The 13,582-nt window shown below is 68.1% G+C and carries 11 protein-coding genes; 5 read left to right on the top strand and 6 right to left on the bottom strand.

The window, feature by feature from the left end; genetic code table 11:
- Positions 1–318 precede the first annotated feature (318 nt).
- The 4 genes from AB4Y44_RS02525 to katE all read right to left on the bottom strand — a co-directional run bounded on the left by AB4Y44_RS02525 (position 319) and on the right by katE (position 5,464).
- Positions 319–603 (bottom strand): hypothetical protein, encoded by a 285-nt coding sequence (locus tag AB4Y44_RS02525; protein WP_368698621.1) that lies wholly within the window; start codon positions 601–603, stop codon positions 319–321.
- A gap of 21 nt (positions 604–624) precedes the next feature.
- Positions 625–2,418, bottom strand: coding sequence for a thiamine pyrophosphate-requiring protein (locus tag AB4Y44_RS02520; RefSeq protein ID WP_368698620.1), 1,794 nt, complete (start codon positions 2,416–2,418; stop codon positions 625–627).
- Between the two features lie 103 nt (positions 2,419–2,521).
- Positions 2,522–3,343, bottom strand: a complete 822-nt coding sequence (locus tag AB4Y44_RS02515; protein ID WP_368698619.1) for a CHAD domain-containing protein — start codon at positions 3,341–3,343, stop codon at positions 2,522–2,524.
- 24 nt (positions 3,344–3,367) lie between these two features.
- Entirely contained in the window at positions 3,368–5,464 is a 2,097-nt protein-coding gene (gene katE / locus AB4Y44_RS02510) for a catalase HPII (RefSeq protein WP_368698618.1), read from the bottom strand.
- 229 nt (positions 5,465–5,693) lie between these two features.
- Here katE and AB4Y44_RS02505 point away from each other — a divergent pair, with 229 nt between their 5' ends.
- The 5 genes from AB4Y44_RS02505 to AB4Y44_RS02485 all read left to right on the top strand — a co-directional run bounded on the left by AB4Y44_RS02505 (position 5,694) and on the right by AB4Y44_RS02485 (position 11,775).
- Positions 5,694–6,638, top strand: coding sequence for a cation diffusion facilitator family transporter (locus AB4Y44_RS02505; RefSeq protein ID WP_342923537.1), 945 nt, complete (start codon positions 5,694–5,696; stop codon positions 6,636–6,638).
- A 110-nt stretch (positions 6,639–6,748) separates the two neighbouring features.
- Positions 6,749–7,348: a (2Fe-2S)-binding protein gene (locus AB4Y44_RS02500; RefSeq protein WP_368698617.1), complete on the top strand. Its 600-nt coding sequence runs from the start codon at positions 6,749–6,751 to the stop codon at positions 7,346–7,348.
- A complete protein-coding gene (locus AB4Y44_RS02495) occupies positions 7,345–8,376 on the top strand; it encodes a xanthine dehydrogenase family protein subunit M (RefSeq protein WP_368698616.1) in 1,032 nt (343 codons plus the stop codon). Before AB4Y44_RS02500 ends, AB4Y44_RS02495 begins: the two co-directional genes overlap by 4 nt.
- Positions 8,373–10,655, top strand: coding sequence for a xanthine dehydrogenase family protein molybdopterin-binding subunit (locus AB4Y44_RS02490; RefSeq protein ID WP_368698615.1), 2,283 nt, complete (start codon positions 8,373–8,375; stop codon positions 10,653–10,655). The genes AB4Y44_RS02495 and AB4Y44_RS02490 overlap by 4 nt, the downstream gene beginning before the upstream one ends.
- 22 nt (positions 10,656–10,677) lie before the next feature.
- Positions 10,678–11,775 carry an enolase C-terminal domain-like protein gene (locus AB4Y44_RS02485; protein WP_368698614.1) on the top strand — a complete coding sequence of 366 codons (1,098 nt, stop codon included), beginning with the start codon at positions 10,678–10,680 and terminating at the stop codon, positions 11,773–11,775.
- A gap of 11 nt (positions 11,776–11,786) precedes the next feature.
- Here AB4Y44_RS02485 and AB4Y44_RS02480 read toward each other — a convergent pair whose 3' ends face one another.
- Together AB4Y44_RS02480 and AB4Y44_RS02475 are read right to left on the bottom strand one after the other, a co-directional pair.
- Positions 11,787–12,467, bottom strand: a complete 681-nt coding sequence (locus AB4Y44_RS02480) for a hypothetical protein (RefSeq protein ID WP_368698613.1) — start codon at positions 12,465–12,467, stop codon at positions 11,787–11,789.
- A gap of 111 nt (positions 12,468–12,578) precedes the next feature.
- Positions 12,579–13,547, bottom strand: coding sequence for an ROK family protein (locus AB4Y44_RS02475; protein WP_368698612.1), 969 nt, complete (start codon positions 13,545–13,547; stop codon positions 12,579–12,581).
- Positions 13,548–13,582 lie beyond the last annotated feature (35 nt).

The raw sequence follows: 13,582 nt of genomic DNA, 5'->3' as shown, positions 1-13,582 counted from the left end.
TTCGCGTTGCAGTGGGCCACGCGCCAACTTGCATCAATTACGCGTAAGGCTTGAAACGCGTGCGCAGCGCACCCTCGGCCATGCGGTTTTTAGCGGCGCGCGGCACGCGCGATGCGCGCTCCCGTGTTTCGTAGCCGTACTTGTCAACGGAGGAACACGATCGGAGGTGCCTATGCGAAGACGTCGATGCCGTCCAGCGCCGCATGGCCGAGGCGCAGGTGCGCCGCGTGCCGGTCGTGAACCGCTGGCGCGAATTGGTCGGCGCGATCTCGATTGGCGATATCGCCACGCGCTGCGCAGGCGTCCAGCGCGAACGCCTCACGAATACACTCGAGGACATCTCGCAGCGGCGCGTCCGCGCAGTGATAGAACGCCCGCCACATCGCGGCCGAGCGTATAGGGCAAGTCGCCTTCGGTAACGAGCGGATAGCGGCCCTGCAGCGTCTTGAGATCGACGGGATTGAGCGCGGCGGCCTGCACTTCGATCAGCACTTCGCCATGCCCGGGCTCGGGCACGCTCAGGCTCTCCTCGCGCAACGACTCCACGCCACCAAAGCGCGGCACGCGCCAGGCGAGCATCGTCTCGGGAATATCAGCGTCCATCGATGGCTCCTTGTGCGCGCATCACTTCTTGCCCGGGATGACACTCGCCATCACCTGGCGCGCCGTGTTGGCAATCATGCCGCCTTCGTCCGGGTCGCCTTCCATGAGCGCGCGCGCGAAGTGGCGCGCCTGCTCGATCGTCACGTGCGGCGGCAGCGGCGGCACGTCGGGATCGGTCTTCACTTCGAGCACCACGGGGCGTGGCGAAGCGAGCGCCTGCTCCCAGCCGTCGCCCAGCTGCTCCGCGTTGTCCACGTAGATGCCCGTGAGCCCCACCAGTTCCGCAAAACGGTGATACGGCACGTTGGGAATGTCCTGCGAGGCTTCGAATTTCGCATTGCCCTGCATCACGCGCTGCTCCCAGGTGACCTGATTCAGATCCTCGTTGTTGAACACGCAACAGATCCAGCGCGGGCTCGCCCATTGGCGCCAGTACTTCGCCACGGTCACGAGTTCGGCCATGTTGTTCATCTGCATGGCGCCGTCGCCCACGAGCGCGATCACGGGCCGTTCGGGATGCGCGAACTTCGCCGCGATGGCGTACGGAACCGCCGCCCCCATCGAGGCGAGACCGCCCGACAGCGAACACATCATGCCGCGCCGGATCTTGAGGTCGCGCGCATACCAGTTCGCGCACGAGCCCGAGTCGCTCGTGACGATCGCGCCATCGGGCAGGCGCGGCGACAGCTCGGTCACCACGCGCTGCGGGTTCACCTTGCCGCTCGTCGCCGCGTGCGCGCGGTCCTCGAGCACGCGCTGCCAGCGCTCGCCCGCATGGATGAGGCGGTTGCGCCAGCTCGTGGCGTTCTTCTGCTCGAGCAGCGGCAGGAGCGCACGCAGCGTGGCCGCGCTGTCGCCCACGAGGCTCACCTCCATCGGATAGCGCACGCTGAGCATGCCCGCGTCGATATCGATCTGCACCGCGCGCGCGTCGCCTTCCTTCGGCAGGAATTCCGAATACGGGAAGCCGGAGCCGACCATCAGCAAGGTGTCGCATGAAGACATCATCTCGTCGGTCGGCCTGGTGCCGAGCAGGCCGATGCTGCCCGTCACCCAGGGAATGTCGTCGGGCACCACGGCCTTGCCGAGCAGCGCCTTCGCGACGCCGGCGTGCAGGCGCTCGGCCACGGCGACCACCTCGTCGCCGGCATGCATGGCGCCCGCGCCGACGAGTATCGCCACCCGGTTGCTCGCGTTGAGCACCTCGGCCGCGCGCTTGAGGTCCGCCTCGCGCGGCACCACCTCGGGCGCGCTGTAGCCCACGCCGGAATGCGCCGTGCCGTGCTTGCGCGCGGGCGGCTCGTACTCGAGCTCCTGCAGGTCGTTGGGCAGCACCATGGCCGTGACCGTGCGCCGCGAGCGTGCGATGCGCACCGCGCGGTCCACCACGTGGCGCACCTGCGCGGGCACGCTGGGCTGCTGCACGTAGGCGCCCGCCACGTCCTTGAACATCGAGACGAGGTCGAGTTCCTGCTGATAATGCGCGCCGAGCGCGGCGCGCGCCTGCTGGCCCGCGATGGCGAGCACGGGCATATGGTCGAGCCGCGCATCATAGAGCCCCGTGAGCAGGTGTGCCGCGCCCGGCCCCGACGTGGCGATGCACACGCCCAGCTCGCCCGTGAACTTGGCGTGCGCGCTCGCCATGAAGGCGGCCATTTCCTCGTGGCGCGCCTGCACGAATTCGATCTTGCCGTGCGCGCGCTGCAGCGCGCCGAACATGCCGTTGATGCCGTCGCCGGGATAGCCGTAGATGCGCCGCACGCCCCATTCGTGCAGCCGCTCGACGATGAAGTCACTCACTGTGGTGGTCGCCATGTGCCGTTCTCCTTGCGGATGGTCCGAGTCGTTTGCCGTGTTGGCGTCACCCGCGCAAACGCCGAACCTGGAGCCGGGCGAGACTGGCGGCTTTCATCTCCCCTTAATCGAGCAGCTTCGCCGCTTTTTTCCGGCGCTCCCTGCGTTCGCGACGCAGCGCCGAGAGCGCGGCATCGGCCTTCGCACCGTCCGGGAAGATCTCGCGATGGTGCGCGAGCAGGTGTTCGCTCGCGACTGCATCGTTTAGCCTGCCGAAACGATCCTGAAGTTTCTTGAGCGACTTCATACCCCGGTTGTCGCGGCGCGGCAGTATCGATCCGAAGAACTCGAGCAGATAACGCAGGCGCTTCGCCCCCTTGCGCACCTCGTGCCACGCGGCGTAATCGCGGCGTTTTGCGCTGCGCGCTCGCCGCATGCGCTTAGCCAGCGACCGGCGCGCCACGCGCACTCGTTGGCGCGCGAGGCGCTTGAGCGGCGTGCGGCGCGGCGACGTGTTCAACGCCCGGTTCACCTCATGCAGCATGTCGCGCAGCGCGTGCTTGAGATCGGCGGCAGAAAGCGTCTGTCGAGCATGCTCGCGGGCCGCGTGTCGTACCGACGCAAGACGCTCGTTCGCGAGCGCGCCGTCCTCGCCCAGCAGCGAGACAGCGATGTCCCAATCGCGCGCCTCGCCCGCGGCCGATGCCGCACGCTTGAGAAATGCGCGCTGCCGCTCGACCCGCGCCCCCCCGAGTAGCGGCCGCCACGCCCACAACAGCGTGCGCAGCCGCCGCAACGCGACGCGCAGCCTGTGCAGCGTCTCCGGCTCGGTGTCGAGCGCGGCGACACGCCCAAGCGCCTCGTGCACCAGCGGCTGCGCATAGCGTGAGAACTGCGATTGCGCGTCGCTGCGCGCGTTTTTCGGTCGTGTACCTGGCTTGTCCATTTGAACTTTCCCTCCCACACGCGCTCACGCCGGCACTGCCAGCGTCTGCGTCATGCGTGACCACACGCGATGCTGTCCCGCCGCTTCGATGAATTCCTCGAGCACGCGCTTGAGTTCGGCTTCGTCGCCGCTCGCGACGCCGTCCGCGTGATCGGGCAACTGCGCGGCGGACAGCACCAGCCGCCCCGTATCGACCGCGCCTATCACCTTCAGATGCTTGAACGCTTCGAGCACGAAGTGACGCGCATCGCCCGACTGCGTGAGCGCCTCCGTGGCCTTCTCGCCGCCGGGGACGAACACCGCATCGAACATGACGGAGGGCATGCCGGTGACGGTCGCATCGGGCGCGATATCGCCGATCGGTGCGAGCGTGGGTGCGATGACGAGCGCCGTTGCGCCCTCCAGCGCAAAGGCGTCGCGCAGCCGCGTGAGCAAGGCGGGGTCCGCGCCGGGCGCGGTGAGCAAGGCGATCTTGCGCGCCTTGATGCCGGGCTGCACGCGCTTGAGCAGGCTGAGCGAGGGCGAACTGGCCGTGCTCGGCTTGCCTGGCGTTGCGCCCGCTTTTGGCTTTGGCAAGCCCAGCGCCAGCGCCACGCTCGAGGCGAGGTCCGCGTCGATATTCGCGAGAATGGCGTTGACCTGGCGCTCGCGTATTTCCGGCTTCGTGACCTTGCCCAGTTCGAAGGTGTAGGCGGCCTTGATGTGCTCTTTCTCCGGCTCCGACATGCTGTTGTAGAACATCGTGGCCTGCGAGAAGTGGTCCGCGAACGACTCGCTGCGCACGCGGATCTTCACGCCGTCCATGCGTTCCTGGTAGCTTTCGAAGCCGCCGTCCTTCGGCTGTGTTTCCTTCGGCCACCCGCCGCTCACCGAATTCGGTTCGTACGAAGCCTGGCCGACGTTGAGGGTCTGCCGGTGCATCGCATCGCGCTGATTGTTCTGGTACGGGCAGACTGGCCGGTTGATCGGAATCTCGTGAAAGTTCGGGCCGCCGAGACGGCTGATCTGCGTGTCGGTATAGGAAAACAAACGCCCTTGCAGCAAGGGGTCGTTCGTCAAATCGATGCCCGGCACGATATGGCCCGGATGGAACGCGACCTGCTCCGTCTCCGCGAAGAAGTTGTCCGGATTGCGGTTAAGCGTCATCTTGCCGATGATCTTCACCGGCACCTCTTCTTCGGGCACGAGCTTGGTCGGATCGAGCAGATCGAAGTCGAACTTGTGCTCGTCGCTCTCCTCGATGACCTGCACGCCCAGTTCGAACTCGGGGTAATCGCCGCGCTCGATCGCCTCCCACAGGTCGCGCCGATGAAAGTCGGGGTCCTTGCCTGCGATCTTCTGCGCTTCGTCCCAGAGCAGCGAGTACGAGCCCAGTACGGGCCGCCAGTGCCACTTGATGAAGCGCGCGCGCCCTTTGGCGTTGACGAAGCGAAACGTATGCACTCCGAACCCTTCCATGGTGCGCAGGCTGCGCGGGATCGCGCGGTCGGACATGGCCCAGATGACCGTATGGGCGCTTTCCGGCACGAGCGAGACGAAGTCCCAGAACGTATCGTGGGCGGTGCCGCCCGTGGGCATTTCGTCGGGGGCCTCGGGCTTCACCGCATGCACGAAGTCGGGGAACTTGATCGCGTCCTGAATGAAGAACACGGGCACGTTGTTGCCCACCAGATCGAAATTGCCCTCGTCTGTGTAGAACCTGGTGGCGAAGCCGCGTATGTCGCGCACGGTGTCCGATGAGCCGCGCGGGCCCTGCACCGTCGAAAATCTCACGTAGACGGGCGTTTCCTTAGCGGGGTCCTGCAAAAAGCCCGCGCGCGTGAGTTCGGCCTGGGACTCGTACACGCGAAACACGCCGTGTGCAGCGGAACCGCGCGCGTGCACGATGCGCTCGGGAATCCGTTCGTGGTCGAAGTGCGTGATCTTCTCGCGCATGATGAAGTCTTCGAGCAGCGAAGGGCCGCGCGCGCCCGCACGCAAGGTGTTCTGGTTATCCGCGATCTTCACGCCCTGGTTGGTGCGCAGCGCCCCGCCGTCCGCATGCGCGCGAAACGATTCGAGGCTCTGCGATTTCGCGTCGGTGGGCTGATGCTTGCCGTGGGGGCGTTTGTGTTGTGTCATGGGGTGGCTCCTGGTTAGTGTTCCGAACGGCTCGCCACAATGGGAAGGCGAGCGCCGACACCAACCCGGAGCGCAAGCGATGTGCCGTTGCAATCGCGCATGGGGCGCGTGCGCCCACGGCACGCGATTTGCGCGCCTGCCCGCTATCAGGAATGCGCGAACGGGAGCACGCGATGGCTGCAGGGATCAAGGCGATCGACGTTGCGGCACGCGACATGCCGGAGTTCTGATGGAGCGCGGCGCGCCTGCACACGCGAACGCCACGGTCCCGCGCGCCGTCTACTACGCGCTCGCGTCGAATGTCGTGGTGGCCTCGTGCAAGTTCGCCGCCGCGGCTTACACGAATTCGGGCACCATGCTCGCCGAGGCCGCGCACTCCAGCGCCGATTGCCTGAACCAGTTTTTGCTCATCGCGGGCCGGCGCGCGGCCCGCAACCAGCCCGACGAACAGCATCCGCTCGGCTTTGGCCGCGAGACGCACTTCTACGCCATGCTCGTCGCGCTGCAGTTCTTCTTCGTGGGCGGCCTGGTTTCGATGGCCATCGGGGCATGGCGGCTCTGGCATCACAACGGCGTGGATCATGTGCAGGTCGCCCTGGGCGTGCTGGCCGTTGCCGCGCTTGCCGAGGGCAGCGCGTTGCGCGCATCGATCCGCTCCATCGACCGGCGGCGCCGCGCGGGCGGTCTATGGCGCTGGTTTCGCGAAACCGGCGAACTGGAGAACATGCTCTCGATCGGCGAGGACGCCGCGGCGCTCGTGAGCCTCGTCGTCTCGATCACGGGCACGGGGCTGTCCGCGCTCACCGGCTGGGCGGGCTTCGACGCGCTCGGCAGCATCGGCGTGGGCGGCGTGATGATGATGACGGCCGTATTCGCGCTTCGCGAGATCAAGTCGCTGATCGTGGGCGAAGCGGCACGCGCGAGCGTGCGCCGGGCCATGCGCGCGTGGCTCGATGCACGCCCCGAGATCGGCCGCGTGGTGAGTCTCGTGGTGCTGCGCTGGTCGGACAGCCTCTTCGTCGCGGTGCAGGCCGAACTCGCCGAGCGCTGCGATGCCGTCGAGCTCGTGCGCACCATCGACCGTGTCGAAAACGACTTGCAGCAGGCGTTCCCTGCTGCGCGCTGGGTGTTTTTCGAGCCGGAACTGCGCGAGCATGGCGGGCATCCGCTATAGGTTCAAGGGCGCAATCGCATGTGCCCCCGCACGCAATCCAGCCACCAGGCAAGCGCATTGCGCACTGCGTGATCTCACCCACACCCACCCGCCCTGACAACGAGGCCGTCATGCACACAGCCACCCGCACCCGCGCGCCGCGCGCGCACGACGCAAAGGCGAGGCACGATGACACGCAGCTTCGCAGCGAGGCCGCGAGCCCGCCCGAAGCCGTGCCGATCGAACTCATGATCAACGGCGCACACCATGCGCTGCGCGTCGAACCGTGGACCAGCCTGCTCGACCTGCTGCGCGAGCAGTTGCATCTCACCGGCACGAAGAAAGGTTGCGATCACGGCCAGTGCGGCGCATGCACGGTGCTCGTGAACGGCACGCGCATCAACGCGTGTCTCGCGCTCGCCGTGTCGCACGACGGCGCGGAAGTCACGACGATCGAGGGACTCGCGCAGGACGGCGCGCTGCACCCCGTGCAGCAGGCCTTCATCGACCATGATGCGTTTCAGTGCGGCTACTGCACGCCGGGCCAGATCTGCTCGGCCGTGGGGCTACTCGCCGAAGGCCACGCGCATTGCCACGACGACGTGCGCGAGCAGATGAGCGGCAATCTGTGCCGCTGCGGAGCCTACGTGAACATCGCGAACGCCGTGGAAGGCGTGCGCCGCGCGCAGAACCTCGCCAGCCGCGAACAGGAAGAAGGAGACGCGCCATGAACCGCTTCTCGTACGCGCGCGCGAAAAGCGTGGCCGACGCCGTGCGCCTGCACTACGTCACCCCCGGCGCCGAATTCCTTGCCGGCGGCACGAATCTCGTCGACCTGATGCGCGAGGACGTCATGCGCCCCGCCGCGATCATCGACATCACACGGCTGCCGCTGCGCGACATCGAGGCGACGAAAGACGGCGGCCTGCGCATTGGCGCGCTTGCGACCAATAGCGCGCTGGCATGGGACGCGCGTGTGCGCGAGCGCTATCCGCTGCTCGCGCAGGCGCTGCTCGCCGGGGCATCCGCGCAGATCCGCAACGCGGCGACCGTGGGCGGCAATCTGCTCCAGCGCACGCGCTGCCTCTACTTTTACGACCCCGCCACCTGCTGCAACAAGCGCGCGCCGGGCACCGGCTGCGCCGCGCTCGACGGCGTGAACCGCATGCACGCGATCTTCGGCGCGAGCGAACACTGCATCGCCACGCATCCGTCGGACATGGGCGTCGCGCTCGAAGCGCTCGATGCCACGCTGCACGTGGCGGGCCGGCGCGGCACGCGCACGCTGCCGTTCGACAGCCTGCACCGCCTGCCGGGCCACACGCCGCACCGCGAAACGACGCTCGCCGACGAGGAACTGATCACCGCCGTCGAATTGCCGCGCGAGGGTTACGCGCAGCACTTCACGTATCTGAAGCTGCGCGATCGCCAGTCCTATGCGTTCGCGCTCGTTTCGGTCGCGCTCGGCGTGCGCGTGGAAGACGGCACGATACGCGCGCTGGGCTGCGCGCTGGGCGGCGTCGCGCACAAGCCCTGGCGCGACCGCGGAGCGGAACAACGGCTGATCGGCCGCGCTGCCGACGACACGCGCGCCATCGAGCGCTACGCCGACGCCGTGGTCGCGCACGCCGACCCGCGTCCCGGCAATGCGTTCAAGGTGGATCTCGCGCGGCGCGCGATCGTGCGCGCCTTCGAACAGGCGCTGGCGCCCCGTGCCGGGGGCGCTGGCGCGGAAGACTCCGGGGAGGAACCAGCATGAGCACCGCCTATGAAACTCGTCGTGCCGCCACGCCGGCCACGCGCATCGGCGCGCCGCTCTCGCGCGTGGATGGCCGCAGCAAGGTCACGGGCGCCGCGCGCTACGCAGCCGAATTCACGGCCACGGGGCTCGTGCACGGCGCGGTCGTCAACGCCACCATCGCGCGCGGCGAGATCGTCGCCATCGACGCGTCCGCGGCGCTCGCGCTACCGGGCGTGCTGCACGTGCTCACGCACGAGAACCGCCCCACGCTCGCCGAAGACGACGCGGCATGGAAGGATCAGATCGCACCGGGCGGCAAGCCGTTTCGCCCGCTCGCCGACACGCACGTCGCCTTCGCGGGCCAGCCCGTCGCGCTCGTGGTGGCGCAAACGCCGCAGCTCGCCCACTACGCGGCGTCGCTCGTGCGGGTGCGTTACCGCAGCGAGGCGCATCAGACTGAACTGGGCTGTATCCTGAAGCATGCCGTCAATCCCTCTACCGAGAAGGGCGGCTTCGAGCCGCCGCCGGCACCGCGAGGCCACGCATACCGGGCGCTCGCGCGCGCCCACGCCCGGGCCGACGCGTTTTACAGCACGCCCGCGGAATTCCATCAGCCGATGGAGATGCACGGCTGCACCGTCGTGCCTTCGGCCGACGGGCGTTACACCGTCTACGAAAAAACCCAGGGCGTGGTCAATACTCAGCAGTACCTGATGAAGGTATTCGGCCTGGCGCAGGACCGCGTGCGCGTGATCTCGCCGTTCGTGGGCGGCGCGTTCGGCTCCGGCCTGCGGCCGCAATATCATCTGCCGCTCGCGATGATGGCGGCGCGCGCGCTGCGCCTGCCCGTGCGCGTGACGCTCACGCGCGCGCAGATGTTCACCATCGGCCACCGGCCCGCCTCGATCCAGCACGTTGCGCTCGCCGCGCAACGCGACGGCCGCCTCGAAGCGATCATCCACGAAGCCGTGGGAGAAACCTCGCAGTTCGAGGACTTCACCGACGTGGTCGTCAACTGGACAGGACGGCTCTATCGCGCGCCGCACGTCCAGCTCGGCTACAAGCTCGGGCGGCTCGACGTCTACACGCCGCTCGACATGCGCGCGCCCGGCGCCGCGCAAGGCCTCTACGCGCTCGAATGCGCCATGGACGAACTGGCCGTCGCACTGGACATGGACCCGCTCGAACTGCGCATCCGCAATTACGCCGACGAAGACGCGAACAAACAGTTGCCGTATTCGAGCAAGGCGCTGCTCGACTGCTACGCGCAAGGCGCCGAGCGTTTTGGCTGGGGCGCGCGCATCGCTACGCCGCGCGCCATGCGCGAGGGCCATGAACTGGTGGGCTACGGCATGGCCACGGGCATCTGGGAGGCATTGCAGACCGAAGCGACCGTGCGCGCCGTCCTCACCGCGCAAGGGCGGCTCGAACTCGCCAGCGCCACGGCCGATATCGGCACCGGCACCTACACCGCCATTTCGCAGATCGCCGCCGACGCCCTGCACATGGCCATCGACGATGTCGAGTTCACGCTCGGCGACACATCGCTACCGCCCGCGCCGATCGAAGGCGGCTCGTGGACCGTGGCTTCCGTGGGCAGCGCCGCATCGCTCGCCTGCACGCAACTGCGCTCGCGCCTCGCACAACTGCTGCCCGCGCACGGCGGCGTGGCGTTCGCCAATCTCGACCCCGGCATGCTGGACGAAGCGCTCGTGATCGAAGACGGTGAAGTGAGGTTGAGGAGCGAGAGCGCTGGCCGACCCGAAACGCGCGCCCGCATTGCCGACGTTCTCGCCGACGCGGGCATGAAAACGCTCGAAGCGCAGGTCACGCTCGAGCCCGAGGCGCTCCAGAAGCAGTATTCAATGGCGACACACTCGGCCGTGTTCGCCGAAGTGCGCGTGGACGAAGCGCTCGGCGTGGTGCGTGCGGCGCGCGTGGTGAGCGCCGTCGCGGCGGGCCGCATCGTCAACCCGAAGACGGCCGCGAACCAGATCGCCGGCGGCGTGGTATGGGGCATCGGTATGGCGCTGCACGAAGAAGCGCAGTTCGACCATACGCTCGGGCGCATCATGAACCACAACTTCGCGGAGTATCACGTGCCGGTGAATCGCGACATCGGCGAGATCGACGTGCTGTTCGTGGACGAGCACGACGACGTGGTGAACCCGCTCGGCGCGAAGGGTGTGGGCGAGATCGGCGTGGTGGGCGTGGCCGCCGCCGTGGCGAACGCGATCTACAACGCCACGGGCAAGCGCGTGCGCGATCTGCCGATCACGCTCGACAAGCTGCTGTGAAACCGGCACGCGCCACGACGCCATGAACACCACCCGGATGACGCGCCTCGAAGCCCGCGCCTATACGATCCCCACCGACGCCCCCGAAGCGGACGGCACGATCGCCTGGCGTTCCACCACGCTCGTGCTGGTCGAAATCGACGCGCTCGGCTTCACGGGCGTCGGCTATACCTATGCGCATGCGGGCGCGACGGCACTCGTGGAGAGCGTGCTCGGCGACGCCGTGCGCCAGCACGACCTCTTCGACATCGCGCGCATCAACCTCGACATGCAGCGGGCCGTGCGCAACATCGGCCGGCCGGGCCTCGCGGCCTGCGCGATTTCCGCCGTCGATGCCGCGCTCTGGGACCTCAAGGCGAAAGCGCTCGGCATCCCGCTATGCGCACTGCTCGGTATGCAGCGCGAGCGCGTGCCCGTGTACGGCAGCGGCGGCTTCACGAGCTACGACCTGAAAACGCTCACGAAGCAACTGCGCGGCTGGGTCGAGGACGAGGGCTGCGCGTGGGTCAAGATGAAAGTCGGCGCGCAGCCGGGCGACGACCCGGCGCGTGTGAAGGCGGCGCGCCAGGCGATTGGCAGCACGGCGGACCTCTTCGTCGACGCCAACGGCGCGTATGAGATCAAGGAGGCGCAGCGGCTCGCGCAATGCTTCGCGCAAGAAGACGTGCAGTGGTTCGAAGAGCCGGTCTCCTCGGACGACCGCCGCGGCCTCGCCGCGCTGCGCGCCGCCCTGCCCGCGCGCATGGCGCTGGCGGCCGGCGAATACGCCTATACGGCAGACGACTTCCGCGCGCTGCTGGAAAGCCACGCCGCGGACGTGCTGCAGGCCGACGCCACGCGCTGCTGCGGCATCACGGGCTTTCTGCAGGCCGACGCGTTGTGCGATGCGTGGCATACGCCGCTCTCGGCGCATTGCGCGCCGGCGCTGCATCTGCACGTGGCGTGCGCGGCGCGGCGCCTCGTGCATATCGAGTGGTTTCACGATCACGCGCGCATCGAGGCCATGCTGTTCGAAGGCGCGCCGCGCCTGCACGCCGGGCAGATCGCGCCCGACCTCGCGTGCCACGGTCATGGCCTGACGTTCCGGCACGCCGACGCCGAACGCTACGCCGTGCGCTGACGCGCCGTCATTCAACTGTCAGGTGGCCGCGCGGGCACCTGCTGCCAGCCGCCGGGGCAGGTACGAACGTACGGGTAGTAGGTCTGCGACGCGACGCAGTAGTACCAGACGCCGTATGGCGCCTCGCCGTCCTGGCCGGTTTGGCCGCCTTGTCCGTACTGCTCGTTTTGATCGTACATATTGGCGCCGCCGTACTGGGGCTCGACCTGATACTGGGCCTGGCCCTGGCTTTGTTCGATCCACTGCGTGGGCTGCGAGAAGTCGCCGGAAACGTAGGGGTAGTAGACGCTCGCGACGTACGGCGGATAGTAGTACGGATAGAACGGATAGCCGTAGATGAAGCCGGGGCCGAAGTAGAAGCCGACGCTCGCCGATCCGCAGCAGCCATACCAGCCGTGATAGTAGCCGCCGTGGTGCCAGCCGTAGCCGCGGTAGTAACCGCCGTGGTAATAACCGCCGTGATACCAGCCGCCGCCGTGGTAGCTGCCGTTATAACCGCCGTGGTAGCCGCCGCTCCAGCCGCTGCCGCGATTCACGCCGCCATAGCCGCCGCCCCAGCCACCGCCTCCACCGCCGCCCCAACCACCGCCGCCGCCATGCATCCATCCGCCGCCTCTCCCCGCGCTCGCCCCGGCGCTGATGCATAGCGCCACGAGCACGAGCAGGAGTCTGCACAATTCACGCGCTTTCATGATGCTTACCCCGGTAGCCGCTGACCGATACGCTGACCGATAGCCGTCTGGCTTCATAGATTAGTTTAGGCGTCGGAAGCCCTTTTTTCCTGTGCGGGCGATCACGGCGCGCTACGGCTCGCGCCAGTCGTCCTGCCGCGCGATGATGGCCGCGCCGATGAGTCCGCCGTCCTGCCGGAACGCGCCCGGAACCACGACGCGTTCGCGAAACTGCCGCAGCGTGCGCTTGCGCACGGCCGCATCCAGCGCGTCGATCAATGGGGCCACATTTGACAGGCCGCCGCAAACCGGGACGACCGAGGCGCCCGTGATATTGACCACGGCTGCGAGCGGCTCCGATACCAGTGCGAGCCAGGCGGAAACGGTGCGCCGCGCGCGAGCGCCGCCTCGCTGCCAGTCGTCGAGCAGGGTATGGCTGTCTTTCTGTTCGTCGTGCAGGAGTGCGTGGAGCCGTTCCAGACCGCGTGCCGCGCCGATGGTGTCGACGCAGCCCAGGCGCCCGCAGCCGCAACGCAAGGCCCTCACGGGCTGAGCGTGGCCCGTGCCGTCGAAGTCGACGTGCGTGCTGACGGGCAGCCCGTGGCCCCACTCGCCCGCGATGCCGCGCGCACCGCCGACCACACGGCCGCCCACGACGAGCCCGCCGCCGACACCGGAACCGAGGACCACGCCAAACACGACATCGTGGCCCGCACCCGCGCCCTCGACGGCCTCGGCCAAGGCGAGGCAGTCCGCGTCGTTGGCGATGCGGATGCGCCGCTGGAGCCGGGACGACAGCGCCGCGCCGAGCACGCGGCCCGAGACGCAGGGGACGTTGGACGCGCAAATCACGCCGCTTGCGGGATCGACCGCCCCTGCCATCGAGATGACGAGGGGCGAGCGGGTCTCGCCGACATGACGGGCCGCGAGGGCTTCGAGGGCCGTGCCGAACGCCTCCCAGCTGTCGACGGGCGTCGGCACGCTTTCGACGAGGCGCACGCTGCCCGGGCGGTCCGATACACCGAGCCTGATGTACGAGCCGCCGATGTCCGCGACAAAGACGCGTGGGTGTTGCCCTTGTTCAACGCTGGTGTCTGGCACCCTGGCTCCTCGTTCAGTGCATCGGCGCAGCCAGC

It is taken from the genome of Paraburkholderia sp. BR10937, assembly GCF_040965695.1.
Classification (GTDB): Bacteria; Pseudomonadota; Gammaproteobacteria; order Burkholderiales; family Burkholderiaceae; genus Paraburkholderia.
Note: the sequence above shows the minus strand (reverse complement) of the source record. Positions and strands in the feature narration are given on the sequence as shown.